This is a genomic window from Stackebrandtia soli, assembly GCF_965137155.1.
GTDB lineage: Bacteria > Actinomycetota > Actinomycetes > Mycobacteriales > Micromonosporaceae > Stackebrandtia > Stackebrandtia soli.
The window spans coordinates 29,470-43,716 of sequence record NZ_CBCRZX010000023.1 but is presented as its reverse complement, the minus strand read 5'-3'; the positions used below and the strand labels follow the sequence as shown (position 1 = coordinate 43,716).

General features: G+C 68.1%; 13 protein-coding genes. 7 read left to right on the top strand and 6 right to left on the bottom strand.

The window, feature by feature from the left end; genetic code table 11:
• Positions 1-8: 8 nt before the first annotated feature.
• Entirely contained in the window at positions 9-446 is a 438-nt protein-coding gene (locus ACM9NP_RS14590) for a DUF2550 domain-containing protein (RefSeq protein WP_415647263.1), read from the top strand.
• Between the two features lie 61 nt (positions 447-507).
• Here the strand turns inward: ACM9NP_RS14590 and ACM9NP_RS14585 are convergent, their stop codons facing one another.
• Positions 508-1,080, bottom strand: a complete 573-nt coding sequence (locus tag ACM9NP_RS14585) for a cob(I)yrinic acid a,c-diamide adenosyltransferase (protein ID WP_415647227.1) — start codon at positions 1,078-1,080, stop codon at positions 508-510.
• Between the two features lie 127 nt (positions 1,081-1,207).
• On the opposite strand from ACM9NP_RS14585, the gene ACM9NP_RS14580 reads away from it, so the two are divergent.
• Entirely contained in the window at positions 1,208-2,059 is an 852-nt protein-coding gene (locus ACM9NP_RS14580; RefSeq protein ID WP_415647226.1) for a 3-hydroxyacyl-CoA dehydrogenase family protein, read from the top strand.
• A gap of 357 nt (positions 2,060-2,416) precedes the next feature.
• On the opposite strand, the gene ACM9NP_RS14575 is transcribed toward ACM9NP_RS14580, so the two are convergent.
• From ACM9NP_RS14575 to ACM9NP_RS14555, 5 genes are read right to left on the bottom strand one after another with little or no spacing between them, the layout of a single operon-like run.
• Positions 2,417-3,727 carry a DUF58 domain-containing protein gene (locus tag ACM9NP_RS14575; RefSeq protein ID WP_415647225.1) on the bottom strand — a complete coding sequence of 437 codons (1,311 nt, stop codon included), beginning with the start codon at positions 3,725-3,727 and terminating at the stop codon, positions 2,417-2,419.
• A complete protein-coding gene (locus tag ACM9NP_RS14570; RefSeq protein ID WP_415647224.1) occupies positions 3,724-4,692 on the bottom strand; it encodes an AAA family ATPase in 969 nt (322 codons plus the stop codon). Before ACM9NP_RS14570 ends, ACM9NP_RS14575 begins: the two co-directional genes overlap by 4 nt.
• Positions 4,693-6,054 (bottom strand): DUF4350 domain-containing protein, encoded by a 1,362-nt coding sequence (locus tag ACM9NP_RS14565; RefSeq protein WP_415647223.1) that lies wholly within the window; start codon positions 6,052-6,054, stop codon positions 4,693-4,695.
• On the bottom strand, positions 6,051-6,626 hold the full coding sequence (locus tag ACM9NP_RS14560; RefSeq protein ID WP_415647222.1) for a DUF4129 domain-containing protein: 576 nt from the start codon (positions 6,624-6,626) through the stop codon (positions 6,051-6,053). The genes ACM9NP_RS14565 and ACM9NP_RS14560 overlap by 4 nt, the downstream gene beginning before the upstream one ends.
• Positions 6,623-7,480 (bottom strand): hypothetical protein, encoded by an 858-nt coding sequence (locus ACM9NP_RS14555; RefSeq protein WP_415647221.1) that lies wholly within the window; start codon positions 7,478-7,480, stop codon positions 6,623-6,625. Before ACM9NP_RS14555 ends, ACM9NP_RS14560 begins: the two co-directional genes overlap by 4 nt.
• A 306-nt stretch (positions 7,481-7,786) precedes the next feature.
• Between ACM9NP_RS14555 and mtrA the strand changes: the two genes are divergently transcribed.
• The 5 genes from mtrA (at position 7,787) to hpf (ending at position 13,924) form a co-directional block, all read left to right on the top strand.
• The gene (mtrA, locus tag ACM9NP_RS14550) at positions 7,787-8,476 is read left to right on the top strand and encodes an MtrAB system response regulator MtrA (RefSeq protein WP_415647220.1); all 690 of its coding nucleotides are present in this window, start codon (positions 7,787-7,789) and stop codon (positions 8,474-8,476) included.
• Between the two features lie 168 nt (positions 8,477-8,644).
• A complete protein-coding gene (gene mtrB / locus ACM9NP_RS14545; protein ID WP_415647219.1) occupies positions 8,645-10,315 on the top strand; it encodes an MtrAB system histidine kinase MtrB in 1,671 nt (556 codons plus the stop codon).
• Positions 10,299-12,113 carry an LpqB family beta-propeller domain-containing protein gene (locus tag ACM9NP_RS14540; protein WP_415647218.1) on the top strand — a complete coding sequence of 605 codons (1,815 nt, stop codon included), beginning with the start codon at positions 10,299-10,301 and terminating at the stop codon, positions 12,111-12,113. The genes mtrB and ACM9NP_RS14540 overlap by 17 nt, the downstream gene beginning before the upstream one ends.
• Before the next feature lie 299 nt (positions 12,114-12,412).
• Complete coding sequence (locus tag ACM9NP_RS14535) at positions 12,413-13,135, top strand: ComF family protein (protein WP_415647217.1); 723 nt, start codon at positions 12,413-12,415, stop codon at positions 13,133-13,135.
• Positions 13,136-13,309: 174 nt separating this feature from the next.
• Positions 13,310-13,924: a ribosome hibernation-promoting factor, HPF/YfiA family gene (gene hpf / locus ACM9NP_RS14530; protein WP_415647216.1), complete on the top strand. Its 615-nt coding sequence runs from the start codon at positions 13,310-13,312 to the stop codon at positions 13,922-13,924.
• Positions 13,925-14,247: the final 323 nt, after the last annotated feature.

The window sequence follows — 14,247 nt, the reverse complement described above, 5'->3', positions numbered from 1 at the left end:
CGCCGATGATGTCGACGATTCTCGGGATCGCCGCGGTCCCGGTAGCGTTCGGGATCGCGCTGGCGGTGCTGTTCGTCCGCCGTTTCATCCTGACTCGCAGCGGCACGGTCGCGATGGCGATTCGGATCTACCGCCGCGTCCCCGGACGCGGCTGGGCGCCGGGCTTCGCGAAGTATGAACAGGGGCGCCTGCAGTGGTACCGCATGTTCAGCTACGCGCCGCGCCCGAGAGTCGTGCTCGACAGATCCGACCTCAAGGTCGAGGAGCGTCGTGAGCCGGTCGATGCCGAGCGCCAGATCTTCCCGCCCAGCGTGGTGATTCTGTGTTGTCAGGCGCCCGCCGGTGAGGTGGAGATCGCGATGACGCGTTCGGCCCTCACCGGCTTCTTGTCCTGGCTCGAAGCCGCCCCGCCCGGGGCGGCTTCTCGTTTTTACCGGGGCGACTGACTCCGCCGCGTCTCCGCCGCGATCGAGCGGCCGACGTGGCGCGGCCGCCATCGACCGTGCCTCAGGCGTTCTTTGCGGGCTTCCACAGGATGTCGTTGCCCGCGTTGGCGGTGCGCGCCAGTACGAACAGCAGGTCCGACAGTCGGTTCAGGTACGTCGCGGGCAGGGCGTGCGTCGTCTCCGGTTCGGCCTCGATCAGCGCCCACGTGCTGCGCTCCGCGCGGCGGGCGATGGTGCAGCCCTGGTGCAGCAGCGCCGCTCCCGGTGTGCCGCCGCGCAGGATGAACGAGTCGAGGTTCTTCAGGTCGGCGTTGAACTCATCGCACCAGGCCTCCAAACGCGACACATAGGCGTCCGTGACGCGCAGGGGCGGATACTTCGGAGCCTCGGAGACGGGGGTCGACAGGTCCGCCCCCACGTCGAACAGGTCGTTCTGAATCGCGACGAGCACCGTCGTCAAACTTTCCGGCAGCTGACCGAGCGCCACCGCGACGCCCAGCGCCGCGTTGGTCTCGTCCACATCGGCGTACGCGGTGATCCGGGGATGGGTCTTCGACACCCGGCTGAAATCGCTGAGCCCGGTGGTTCCCTTGTCGCCGGTCTTCGTGTAAATCTTCGTCAGGTGCACGCTCATGGCGGAAGCGTAACCGCCGATGACGGGTTGGGGTGCGCACGGTGTCATACCGTGGAGGCCCAACCCACACCGGAAATGAACGATCGCTAAGGTCGATTGCAGTTACCCGCGAGTAGAGGAGTACAAGATGGCACGTCAGGTCGCGATCATCGGCGCCGGGTTGATGGGATCGGGCATCGCGCAAGTGTCGGCGCTGGCGGGCTGGGACGTCGTACTGCGCGACCTCACCACCGAAGCCACCGACCGGGGAATGGCCACCATTTCCGCCTCGGTCGGCAAGTTCGTCGCCAAGGGCAAGCTCACCGAGGACGACGCGACGGCCGCCCTGGCTCGCATCACGACGACGACCGAGTTGGAGGCCGCCGCGGACGCCGACATCGTCGTGGAGGCGGTCTTCGAGCGTCTCGAGGTCAAACAGGACGTGTTCCGCGCGCTCGACGGCATCTGCAAGGACGGCGCCGTCCTCGCCACGAACACCTCCGCCATCCCGATCACGCAGATCGCGGCCGTCACGAAGCGTCCCGAATCCGTTGTCGGCACCCACTTCTTCTCCCCGGTGCCGCTGATGAAGCTGTGCGAACTGGTCCGTGGCATCAAGACCAGCGACGAGGCGCTCGCCTCCGCGAAGTCCTGGGCCGAGGAGATCGGCAAGACGTGCGTGGTCGTCAACCGCGACGTCGCCGGGTTCGCGACGACGCGGCTCATCTGCGCGCTCGTCATGGAAGCCGTGTCCCTCGTGGAGAACGGTGTCATCTCGGCCGAGGACCTCGACGTCGCTTGCAAGCTCGGCTTCGGTCACGCGATGGGGCCGCTCGCCACGACGGACCTGACCGGCCTCGACGTGCTCATGCACGCGACCCAGAACATCTACAACGACACAGGGGACAAGAAGTTCTTCCCGCCGGAGCTCCTGGCGCGTATGGTCGCCGCTGGTGATTACGGTCGTAAGACCGGCAACGGTTTCTACGACTACGAGTAGGGATTCTCAGCGCGGTCGGGTGATGGGCCCGGCCGCGCTTTCCCGTTTCCCGGGGGCGTTCTCTCGTCGGCCTGTCGGTCCGTCGTATTCGCCGATCGCCGGGGTCGGATGGGCGCGAACGGGAACCGCGATCCGAGACGTTGCGACCGTGAGATCGGTGCCCGGTCTCGGGAGCCGTCTCCTCACCTCAGGTCGTGCGAGGTACGGGTCGGAATGTGACTCGGTGGGCGGGGGGAGGTTCCCGCATTCCGGTGTCAGGCGCCTTCGGCGTGCCGGAACACGGTGGAGTGGTTGCGATGCCGCCGTCCAGCTCTTCGGCGACCGCGGCTCCGCCATAGCCGATTTGCTTGGTACGACTCAGAGGCGTCCGCTCGCCTTCAACGCCAGGTAGCGATCGACCACGCTGGAGGCGAAGGTGTCGGTTCCGGCCTCGATGACGTCGACGTCGTATCTGGCGAGCGCGGCGGCGACCTTGCGCCGTTCCAGAAGGTACTGTTCGGCCGCCGCCGCCCGGTACAGCGAGTTGAGGGAGCCTCGCGAGGATCGCAGTTGTTCGATGCGCGGGTCCGTCACGGTCGCGATGACGACCTTGTGCCGCGCCGACAACTGGGGGAGCGCCGGCAGGAGCGATTCCGTGATCGCGCCCGGGTCGAGGGAACTGAACAGCACCACGAGCGCCCGTTTCGATTCGCGACGGAGCACCTCGCCGACGACGAGACCGAAGTCGGTTTCGACGAGCGACGGTTGCAATGGCGCGAGCGCCGTGATGATGCGCGGCACGACGTTCTTGCGGGAGCCGCCGTCGACGGCGGCTCGGACCTGGGTGTCGATGGCCAGAGCGTCGACGCGATCCCCCGCGTAGGAGGCGACGGTGGACAGGAGCAGGCACGCCTCGATCTGGGCGTCGAGGCGCGGTTCGTCGCCGACTCGAACCGCCGATGTTCGTCCACAGTCGATGATCGACAGGACGCGCCGGTCGCGTTCGACGCGCCAGTTCTTCACGACGATCGACGAGGACCTGGCGCTGGATCGCCAGTCGATCGAGCGCACGTCGTCACCGGGGACGTACTCGCGCAAGGCGTCGAACTCCGTGCCCTGGCCACGGCCCCGACGCGCGACGGTCCCCTCGACGACCCGGAGTCGCGCGAGCTTCTCGGGTAGATGCTTACGGGCGTGAAACGGGGGCAGGACGCGAACGCTCCATGGTGGAGTGAGGCGGTCCGCCGTCGCGTGTCCGGTCTGCCGGTAGCCGAAACGGAAGGGGCCGTAGGACCGCACGGTGACGCGTACGGCGGAACGATCGCCGCGCCGCAGGGGCGTCAGCGTCGTCGTCATCGTCGCGGTGGACCCGGCGGGCAGGTCGATCTCGTACTTCTCGTTGGAGGAACCCGCCGACGGCGTCCAGGCGTCCCGGACGAGACCGCGAATCGGCTGATCGCCGTCATTGCGCAGGTGCAGCGTGACGTCGACGCTGCCGCCGAGCCGCAGGGTCGTCCCCCCGGTGCGCCACATCGTGACGCGGGCGGGGCTCGGCGCGAGCGTGATGTCGACGACCGCGAGCGCCGTCGTGAGGATGAGCGCTACGAGCAGTCCGAGCCACGGCCACGGCCACGCGGGGAGCGTGACGAGCACGGCGGCGAAGATCGCGACCGGGCGCCACGTGATCATCGCGGTGTCGGGACGGTCGACAGCAGGGAGTTGAGCACGTCGTCGGCCGTCACGCCCTCGAGCTCGGCCTCGGGACGGACCTGGACGCGATGCCGCAGCGTCGCGTGGGTCAGGGCCTTCACGTCGTCGGGCGTGGCGTATTCGCGGCCCGCCAGCCAGGCCCAGGCCTTGCTGACCGCCAGCAACGCGGTCGCCGCGCGAGGCGAGGCACCGAGAGACAACGACGGCGAGTTGCGGGTGGCCTGGCAGATGTCGACGATGTAGGCGAGCACGCCGTCGGCGACGTGGACGGCCGCGACGGCCTGCTGCGCGGCCTTCAGTTCCGCTGCCCCCGCCACCGGGCGGAGCCCGGCAGCCGTCAGATCATGCGGATTGAAACCCTGGTGGTGATTGCGCAGGATCGTGACCTCGTCGTCCCTGGCCGGGGTGTTCACCGTCAGCTTGAGGAGGAAGCGGTCCAGCTGAGCCTCCGGCAGCGGGTACGTTCCCTCGTGTTCGACCGGGTTCTGTGTCGCGGCGACGCAGAACGGCTCGGGGACCGGGCGCGGCACGCCATCCACAGTGACCTGACGCTCCTCCATGACCTCCAGCAGGGCGGCCTGCGTCTTCGGCGGCGTCCGGTTGATCTCGTCGGCGAGAAGCAGGTTCGTGAAGACCGGGCCCTCCCGGAACTCGAAGCGGGAGCTGTGCGCGTCGTAGATGAGCGAGCCCGTCACGTCGCCGGGCATCAGGTCCGGTGTGAACTGAAGCCGTTTCGTGTCGAGCGACAGCGCGGCCGCGAGCGCCCGAACCAGCAGGGTCTTGGCGACGCCCGGCACGCCCTCGAGAAGGACGTGCCCCCGGCACAGCAACGTCACGACCAGACCGGAGATGGTCGAGTCCTGGCCGATGACGACCTTGCCGACCTCCTGACGCAGCAGGCTGAGCGCGTGTCGCGCGTCGTGAGCGGTGGTTGCGTCGTTCACTCAACTTCTCCCTTGTGGACGTGTCTGGTGGATGGCGGCGACGAGCGCGTCGAGCGCCGCCACCGCATCCCTGAGATCGGCGGGCTTGGTCAGGGTCTGGCCGTAGAGCACCCGGTGGACGTCGGCGGGCTGCCACCCGGTGCGCGCGGCGATCGCCACGACGACATCGGCGGGCGCCGTTCGCGTGGAGACCCCGAGCAACGGCCGCACCGATTCGAGCGCTCCCGCGCGGATCGCGTCGAAGGCCCGCTGCTGCGCCTTGGCCCGCTGATACAGGCCCGCGCGCCCCATCGCGGTCTCCGCTCCGGGCACGGACACCGGCAGCGGCTCCAGCACCGGCGGCCCGAGGCGCCTACCGCGCCACAGCGCGACACCGACACCGAGCACGAGCAGCCCGACGAGCATCGCCCACAACCAGGACGGGAACGCCCCGTAGAGCGGGTTGGTGCCGTCCTGCCGCCCGTAGTCGATGGGGATGGGCGACCGACTCTCCTCCTCGGACGGGTAACTCGCCGACGTGCTGGGTTCGGGTTTCGGTTCCTCCGCGGGAAGCTCGTGATCGTCCACCCAAATGACCCGCGAATGCCGTGACAGCAAGCCGGTCGCGAACGCCGAGTTGCCGTACTCGTCGATGTGCGCGTTCGTGAACGCGTCCGCCGCGCCGACGAAGACGACTTCGAGGCCGGAGAGCGAGCTCGGCTCGTTCCAGTCGTCGCCGTCGCGTCTGTCGTGCAGGCCGTTCAACCAGACGGCACCGCTCAGCTCCGCGCGAGCGAGACCTCCCTCGTAGCACAGTCCCCAGGAGAATTCCTCAGTGGACGACACATAGGAGTCCTGGCGGACGGTCGCCGGCCCGGCCGCGGTCGCCTCGGAAAGTGCGCACTCCGCCCCCGGCGTGACCGTGTCGCCGACGATGCGGCCGTCGCCATTGCCCAAGCCGAACGCGTTGGACGTACGCGCCTCCGGCATGACCACGACGAGACGACCCCCGTCGGCGGCCTCGATGAGCGCCACCAGCTCGTGGGCGGTGAGGTAGGCCGGCGCCGAGACGAAGACGGTCGCTTCGCCCTGTGCCGCTCCGGCCGCGGGGACCGCGTCGGTGACGTCCGTGTGGCGCTCCACCGACACGCCCGCCGCCGTCAGTCGGTCGGCCAGGGCCGAGGAACCGTGGTCGCTCGTACTCGCCGGGGATAGAAAGGTGTCGCGGCTCGGATACGGGGCCTCGATGACGACGGCCAGGATCGTGCCGAGGATGAGGACCCCCGCGACGATCAGCGGGGTCAGGAAGCGGCGCCGGTGAAAGGGCGTGCGCTTGGGCGGGAGGTCGGTCCGTCCCGCGGTGGCGGTGGTGTCGGTGGTCATCGCGGCGCCACCTCGATGACGTGTTCGACGGCGTGCCCGGAGGCGGCGACGCGCGTCTGGTCGCTGAGGTCGCGCATGCGCGACGCGCTCGTCAGGTCCGCCTCTCGTTCGCCGTACCAGACGTCCGAGAACAGGCCGGCCGCCTCGGAGAGGGGACCGGTGATGGAGGGCAGCGCGTTCGCGGCGGCGCCCGCCAGCTCCGTGACAGTCCATCCAGGACGATTGAGGATGATGCCGCGGTCGACGAGGTCACGCACCATGACGCGCAACCATTCCCGGATCGCCCGCCGGTGGTCCCCGTGCGCCATGAAACGGCGTGCCCGTTCGAGCAGTTCGTCCGTCGGCAGTTCGCCGAGGGTGTCGTCGTCGGCGGGCGCCTCACCGGTCACCGTCGTTGGTCGGGACCGTTTGGCGAACAGGCCGCGCGGCAGCGAGAAGTTCATGGTTCCCGGCGGCTGGATCAACAGTCCGACCGCGACGGCCACGAGAAGGAGGAGCACGGCGAGGGTGAAGAGCCCGCCGGGCAGTGCGTCGGCGACGTCGGCGACGAAACGAATCCAGTCGTAGGTCATCGGCCCTCCGGCGCGGTCAGCACGATCGGCTCGTCACGGGCCCGCATCCTGTCTATCGCGATGTCGAGGCCCTCGGAACGAATCCGGGCCTCCAGGTGCGTCACGGCCGCGACGCAGCCGAGCATCGCGTAACAGGCCGTGTTCACGACGACGTACACCACGGCCAGCGCGATCAGATAGTTGTCGACGAGGACGGTCGTGAAGTCGAGGAAACTGAACTGGACCAGCATGATGAAACCGCAGGTGACGGCCAGTCGGATGATGAGCCAGACCCCGTACGCCAGCAGGAGGGTCGAGACGGTGCGGCCACCGGAACGGCGGGCGAGGCCGGCCGAGCGCCACCACGACGCCCACGGCGACAGTCGGTCCACCATGAGCACGGGGACGGCCAGCCCGAAGATCGAGAAGACGGCGAACCATGGCAGGAAGAAGAGCGCGGCGGCCACGCCTCCGAACACGGTCAGCAGGCCCGCGAAGGCTGCGGCGCGTTTCCACTGCCCACCGGTGAGGCCAGTCGGTGGAAGCGCGTCGACGTCCCCGCCGGTGGCGATGGTCGCGGCCGCTCGGGCGGCGGGGGCCGACAGTAGCGAGATGATTGCGATCTCGCTGGTCAGGCCGACCGTGATCCACAGCCACAGAAGCGAACCGTCGCCGTAGAGCTCGTTGTAGTACTGGGGGCGGACGTCCTCGATCGTGGCCCAGCGCAGCAGCGTCATGAAGATCTGTTCGACGAACGCGAACGCGAGGGAGAGCCCGAGCAGTGATCTCCACCGGGTTCGCAGCAGCGCCGCAGCCGCGTCGAGGAGCTCGCCCACCGTCATCGGGCGCATCGGCAGCACCGGTGATCCGGTCATGGGCAGCCCTTCGGCTCGGCGGGACGTGTCGCTCGCTTCCGCGCGCAGTGTCGTTCATGGTGCCATGCGAACGCCACGCGACGATTCGGCCGCCCCACGGGCGCGGTGCCGCGAGAATCGTCCGCGCTTCGGCCATTCATCGCTGACGCTTCGTTCTTCGAACGTGGCCCGTTCGGCCGGTTGACCCGGTAGGGCGGCTGAGGCGGACGCGCATGCTGCGGCAATATGCTGATCAGACGCCGCTACGCTGGCGGTGCCGCCGTGTACGGCGGCCGATATGCGACACCAATGGGAAGCACAGGTGACATGAGAGCAAGGGTTCTGGTAGTCGATGACGACCCCGCGCTGGCGGAAATGCTCGGCATCGTGTTGCGCACCGAGGGTTTCACTCCGTCGTTCGTCGCTGATGGCGAACAGGCGTTGTCAGCGTTCCGCGAACACCGTCCCGATGTGGTGCTGCTCGACCTGATGTTGCCCGGCATGAGCGGCATCGACGTGTGCAAGGCGATCCGGTCGGAATCCGGCGTCCCCATCGTCATGTTGACGGCCAAGAGCGACACCGTCGACGTCGTGTTGGGCCTGGAGTCCGGCGCCGATGACTACATCATCAAACCCTTCAAACCGAAGGAACTCGTCGCGCGGGTCCGCGCGCGGCTGCGGCGCGGTGATGACGTCGCCCCCGAGCGGCTTCAGATCGGTCGCCCCGGCCTGGAGGTGGCGATCGACGTGCCCGCGCACAGCGTCACCTTGAACGGCGTCGAGGTGAAACTGACACCGCTGGAGTTCGACCTGCTGGTCGCCCTGGCGCGTAAGCCTCGCCAGGTGTTCACCCGCGAGGTGCTGCTGGAACAGGTGTGGGGATATCGCCACGCCGCCGACACGCGCCTCGTCAACGTCCATGTGCAGCGGTTGCGCGCCAAGATCGAGCCGGACCCGGAGAACCCGCAGCTGATCCAGACCGTGCGCGGTGTGGGCTACAAGGCGGGCACCGCGTAGCGGCCGTTCCGCCGACTCGGCCCGGACGACGATGGATCCTTCGTCGTTGTCCGGCGTCGAGACGTGGTCGGGCCGCCGTGGTCGCCCGGCCGTGGGTTCCGCGCGCCGCCGTGACCACGGGTGCGCCGGGCTCCGGCGACTCGTTGGGATGTGTGTGAGGAGCTCATGGTGACCGATGGCCTGGACCGGTCGAGGATGGTGGCGCGCCGCGCGCGTCGCCGCCTCGCGCGCGTCATGGATCGGTCCGGCCGACTGTTCGCGCCGATCGTGCGGGCGTTCCGGCATTCGTTGCAGCTGCGCGTCGTATCGGCGACGCTGGCGGCGTCGGCGGTGCTCGTCGTCGTCTTCGGCGTGGTCGTCGCGGGCAGCATCACCGGCGGGATGGTGGACGAGCGGCGCGAGTCGGCGATCTCCCAGGTGCAGAACGCGCGCGCGAGCATCACCGCCGAGCTGAACCCGGTCGTGTCCTATTCGGAGCCGAACTTGACCGGTCGGATGGCGGGCCTGATCCAGGGCCACGCCGGCGACCCGGACCAGACTGACGCGCCGACCGTGCTCATGCGGCCCGCAGCGACCGGCACCGACGCCGAGGCCGAGGCCGTGTCGGTCCCCGTCCGCGACCCGGCCGTCGTCGAGCGAGAGATTCCGTCGGATCTGCGCGCCCGGGTCGCCGAAGGACTCATGGCGACCCAGTACGTCACGATCAACCCCGACGGTCACGGCCTTCGCCCGTTCCTCGCCGTCGGGACCCCCGTCTACACCGACCAACTCGAGTACGAGCTGTACTTCCTGTTCCCGTTGGACAGTCAGCAGCGCGTCGCCGAGCTCGTCGCGACGACACTCGTCTTCGCGGGGATCGCGCTGGTGATGCTGCTCGGCATGATCGCCGGCCTCGTCACCCGCATGGTCGTCAACCCGGTTCGATCCGCCGCCCGCACCGCGCACCGCCTGTCGGCCGGCTTCCTGCACGAACGGATGGCGGTGCGCGGCACCGACGACCTCGCCCGACTGGCCGAGTCGTTCAACTCCATGGCGGAGAACCTGCACCAGCAGATCCTGCGGCTCGAGGAGATGTCGCGCCTGCAACGCCGATTCACCTCCGACGTCTCGCACGAACTGCGAACACCGCTGACGACGGTGCGGATGGCCGCCGATCTCCTCTACGACGAGCGCGACCAGTACCCGGCGCACGCGGCCCGCAGCGCCGAACTCCTCCACGACGAGTTGAACCGTTTCGAGGAGCTCCTGGCGGACCTGCTCGAGATCTCCCGATTCGACGCCGGTTTCGCGCAGCTGGACACCGAGGCCGTCGAGCTCGCCCCGATCATCGACAGCGTCGCCTCCTCGTTCCGGGTCCTCGCCGCGAACTGCGATGTCGAAGTGCGCCAGCACATGCCGGACGAACCCGTCATCGCCGAGATCGACCCGCGCCGTGTCCAGCGGATCCTGCGCAACCTCATCGGCAACGCGATCGAGCACGCCGAGCGCAAACCCGTGTGCGTCATCATGGCGGCGTCCGAGACCGCGGTCGCGATCGTCATCCGGGACCGGGGGATAGGTTTGAAGGACGGCGAGGAGAAACTCGTCTTCAATCGGTTCTGGCGCGCCGACCCGTCACGGGCTCGACAGACGGGCGGGACGGGTCTCGGCCTGTCGATCAGCGCCGAAGACGCGAAACTGCACAACGGCCGACTCGACGCGATCGGGGAACCGGGCGTCGGATCGGTGTTCAGGCTCAGCCTGCCGTTGCAACGAGGCGGCAAGGTGATCACCTCTCCCCTACCCCTGGATCCCGCCGCCGACCCGTGCACAGGAGGCGACCATGACACGACGACCTGATCAATCCACTGTGGTTGCCAACGTGCGACGACGCGTCACCGGGGCCATCGCGATGGCCCTGTCCGCGCCCGTCGCCCTCGCCGGCTGCGGCGTGCCCGGTTCCGGCGACGCGATGGTCGTCGAGGAGGTCAACCACGGCGACGACAGCGGCGACAGCGGCAACATCACGAGTCCACCGAGCCCCACCACGGACGCGGTGACGACCGTCGAGAACTTCCTCCGCGCCGCCCCCGGGGACCCGAACAGCCGCGACGAGCGTCTCGACCGTTTCGTGGACGAGGCCGGCGAATGGTCCGAGCCCGCTGCGGGCATCCAGATCGTGCGCCTCTCCCACATTCCCGAACTGTCCGGCACGGACGCGCTCACCGAGGTGTCGGTGACGGCGACCGGCAGCGTCATCGGCGTCTACGGGCAACACGGCCAGGTCGTGCGCTCGGCCGGTGGCACCGAGTACGAGGTCGAGTTCCTGCTCCGCCGCGACACCCCCGACACCCGCTGGAAACTCGTCGATCCGCCCAGCCAGGTGACGATGGACGACAAGGCGTTCAGTTCGAACTACAAGGCCCAGCCCCTGTACTTCCCGGCTCGCGGCGACAGCGGCGTACTCGTGCCGGACCTGCGCTGGGTACCCAACTTCCAGAACGACTCCGGCACCAAGTACGCGCAACTGGCGGACTGGCTGTTGCAGGGACCGTCGGACTGGATATCGACGACCGTGTCGAGCGCCTTCCCCGCCGGGATGGTCCGCCGCAGCTCCGTGACGGTCGACGGTGACGAGGTCTCCATCGATCTGTCCACTGAGAACGTCACTGGCAAGGCCGATCAGTACCGCACCATGTCGGCGCAACTGGCCTGGAGCCTCGGTCTCAAGGAGGACGACCACCTGTCCCTCTTCATCGACGGGCAGGATCGACTCAGCGAGAAGGTCTCGACGTGGTCCGGCCGTAGCCGCGCCCCCGTCAACGACGAACCCCTCGTCGACCGCGAACTCGTCTACTACATCTCCGACGGGAAGGTGCAGTCCGCCGACGAGACCGCCCCCTTCGCCGGGGAACACGCGGACGGCCTTCGCGACGCCGTCCTCGAACCACGGGGCCGTCGGATGGCCGCCGTCATCAACGACGGCTCCGACGCCGCGCTGTTGGTCGGCACGCCCGGCGAACTGGAACAGGTCGAGGGTTTCAAGGCGGGCAGCCTCGAAGACCCGCAATGGCTCGACCGGGAACGACTGCTCGTCCTCGCCGACGGACGGCCGACGGTCGTCACGATCGACACGGGCGCCGCCAGTACCATCACGGCCACCACGCTCGGCGACTCGCCCCGTCAGTTCGCGCTCGCCCCGGACGCCCGACGGCTCGCCTACGTCTCGGACGGGCACGCCTTCGTCGTACCCGTGGTCCACACGGACGACGACCGCACGCCGATCAGTTTCGGCGAGCCCCGCCGCGTCGGGACCAACATCTCGGCGGTCGTCGACGTCGGGTGGAGCCAGGAGACGCAGCTGCTCATCGTCGGAGAGGTCCCGGGCGCGCAGGAGTGGCTGTGGAAGGCGTTCATCGACAACGCCACCGAGGACAAGATGGACGGTACGGCCGGGAGCGCGATCACCAAGGCCGACGGTCTGGTCGTGCGGTGCCATCCGCCGAAGATGCCCGGCACGGTCGGGCAGCCCGTCGTCGTCGAGATCACGGGCAGCATCCTGCGGGTCTATGTGGACCAGGTCAAGCAGATCTTCGTCACCGGCAAGGACGGCGACGAGACCGAGGCCGTCGGCTACGACCCGTTCGTGCTCGGCTGACTCGCTTTCAGCCGCGCGTGCTTTCTGCTGCGCCGGTCTGTTTCAGGTGCGCACGCGTGCTTCCTACGGAGTCTTTCGTTTCAGGTGCGCACGCGTGTTTCCTACGGAGTCTTTCGTTTCAGGTGCGCACGCGTGTTTCCTACGGAGTCTTTCGTTTCAGGTGCGCACGCGTGCTTCCTACGGAGTCTTTCGTTTCAGGTGCGCACGCGTGCTTCCTACGGAGTCTTTCGTTTCAGGTGCGCACGCGTGCTTCCTGAAATGCCCGAGCGGTCGGCGCGGAATCCTGGTGTCGTGTGGCGATGACGACCGAGAACCACCGCCCGACGTGGATCGACCGCCTGCGGGAACTAGTGCTGCCCATCGATTGCGCGGGCTGCGCGGCACCGGCGGCGGGTCAGCTCTGTCCGCGTTGCCACGCGGAGTTGGTGTCGACGCGTTCGGTGCGCCTGTCGTGCCGCGACGGTCCCGACCGCCTCGGCGCCGGGTGGTACGAGGGGCCCCTTCGCCGGGCGCTCGTGGCCTATAAGGAGCGCGGCCGTCGCGCGCTCGCCATGCCCTTGGCCCGCCTGTTGTCCCCGGTGCTGACGGTCCTCGACGGCGACGTCGTGTGCGTTCCGATCCCCGCGACCGCGGCGGCGCGTCGGCGGCGCGGTTTCGATCATGTCGGTCGGCTCGCGTCCGCGTTGGCCTCGATCGACGCCCGGATGCACGTCGCGCCGGTGTTGAGGGCGCGCCGCCGTCCGGATTCTGTCGGTTTGTCCGCTACGGAGCGTGTTCGAGCGGCGGAGTCCAGCTTTCGCGTGGCGCCGGGCGCCGCGTCCCGTTTGCGCTCGTTCCTGGAGAGGCGGGCGCTGTCATTGGTCGTTCTCGATGACATCGTGACGACGGGGGCGACCGCGGCCGCCGCGACGAGAGTGCTGCTCAGCGCCGGTGTGCGTCCGCGCGCGGTGATCGCGGTGGCGGTCGTGCCACCCCTATACCGCAAAATCAACCTTCCGTGGGTGGTGACATCGAGGACATGACGCGCTAGTGTCTAGAGATCTCAAGAAGATAACGCGCACGGCGCGATCGGATGAAGGGAGAGTGACTTTCTCATCATCTCGCGCCGATTACGCCGTCGTCTGACGGAAGTGTCGGTGCCGGGTAGATTCATCAGCTCCAATGAAGACACTTAGTGATCTTTTGGGAGGTCAGGCGTGGAGATCGTCGTCAAGGGCCGAAATGTCGAAGTGCCAGATCACTACCGACAGCTAGTCGAAGAAAAGCTACGCAAGAAGATCGACAAGTACGACCAGAAGGTCGTTCGCGTCGACGTTGAACTGCTGCACGAGCCGAACCGGCGGCAGCACGATCAATGCCAGCGCGTCGAGATCACCTTTTTCACGCGTGGGGCGATCATCCGTGCGGAGGCCCGCGCGAAGGACTTCCTGACCGCGTGGGAAGTGGCCAGCGACAAGATCGAGGGTCGGATGCGGCGCTCGGCGGACCGCCGCCGAATCCATCGTGGACGCCGAACCCCGGTCTCGGTGGGGCAGGCGACGGCGGCTCTGGTGGAGCCGGACAACAGCGAACCGGCGCCCATCTCCGAGGACGTCGATCCGTTCGACGGTCTCGTCGAGGAGTATCTGCCGGGAAAGATCGTTCGAGAGAAGGACCACCCCGGGGATCCGATGACGGTCGACGACGCATTGTTCCACATGGAACTCGTCGGCCACGACTTCTACCTGTTCAACGACAAGGAATCGGGTCGTCCGACGGTCGTATACCGCCGAAAGGGCTTTGACTACGGCCTTCTCAGGTTGGAGATCTGACACAGGGCCGACACGGCTTTGGTTCGCGTCACATATGTACACAATAGAGGCTGGGCGCGCGCCGCGCGCCCAGCCTTCAGGACGTCAACACCTGTCGACAGATCGCGTCGGCGTTCTGCTCGGCGGCGGTCAGATGTGATCCATCGCCGTCGATGATCGCGATGGGCGCCCGCCATTCACTGGCCGTCACATGTGGGCGGTACTTTCCCGGACGGGCTCGGCGGCCTGCTTCGGTGTACGGGCAGGGGAAGCGGCCTTCTTCACGCTCGCGTTGCCCGCCGTGTTCGTTGCGGATTTTTAGTGTCTACAAAGCACGTGGCGGG

Excerpts from the sequence above, each read along its gene's own strand:
- ACM9NP_RS14555 (WP_415647221.1), bottom strand. The coding sequence starts at position 7,480 with ATGACCGGATCACCGGTGCTGCCGATGCGCCCGATGACGGTGGGCGAG.
- ACM9NP_RS14575 (WP_415647225.1), bottom strand. The coding sequence starts at position 3,727 with ATGATCACGTGGCGCCCGGTCGCGATCTTCGCCGCCGTGCTCGTCACG.
- ACM9NP_RS14590 (WP_415647263.1), top strand. The coding sequence starts at position 9 with ATGTCGACGATTCTCGGGATCGCCGCGGTCCCGGTAGCGTTCGGGATC.
- ACM9NP_RS14585 (WP_415647227.1), bottom strand. The coding sequence starts at position 1,080 with ATGAGCGTGCACCTGACGAAGATTTACACGAAGACCGGCGACAAGGGA.
- ACM9NP_RS14540 (WP_415647218.1), top strand. The coding sequence starts at position 10,299 with ATGACACGACGACCTGATCAATCCACTGTGGTTGCCAACGTGCGACGA.
- mtrA (WP_415647220.1), top strand. The coding sequence starts at position 7,787 with ATGAGAGCAAGGGTTCTGGTAGTCGATGACGACCCCGCGCTGGCGGAA.
- ACM9NP_RS14565 (WP_415647223.1), bottom strand. The coding sequence starts at position 6,054 with ATGACCACCGACACCACCGCCACCGCGGGACGGACCGACCTCCCGCCC.
- ACM9NP_RS14560 (WP_415647222.1), bottom strand. The coding sequence starts at position 6,626 with ATGACCTACGACTGGATTCGTTTCGTCGCCGACGTCGCCGACGCACTG.
- ACM9NP_RS14535 (WP_415647217.1), top strand. The coding sequence starts at position 12,413 with ATGACGACCGAGAACCACCGCCCGACGTGGATCGACCGCCTGCGGGAA.
- ACM9NP_RS14580 (WP_415647226.1), top strand. The coding sequence starts at position 1,208 with ATGGCACGTCAGGTCGCGATCATCGGCGCCGGGTTGATGGGATCGGGC.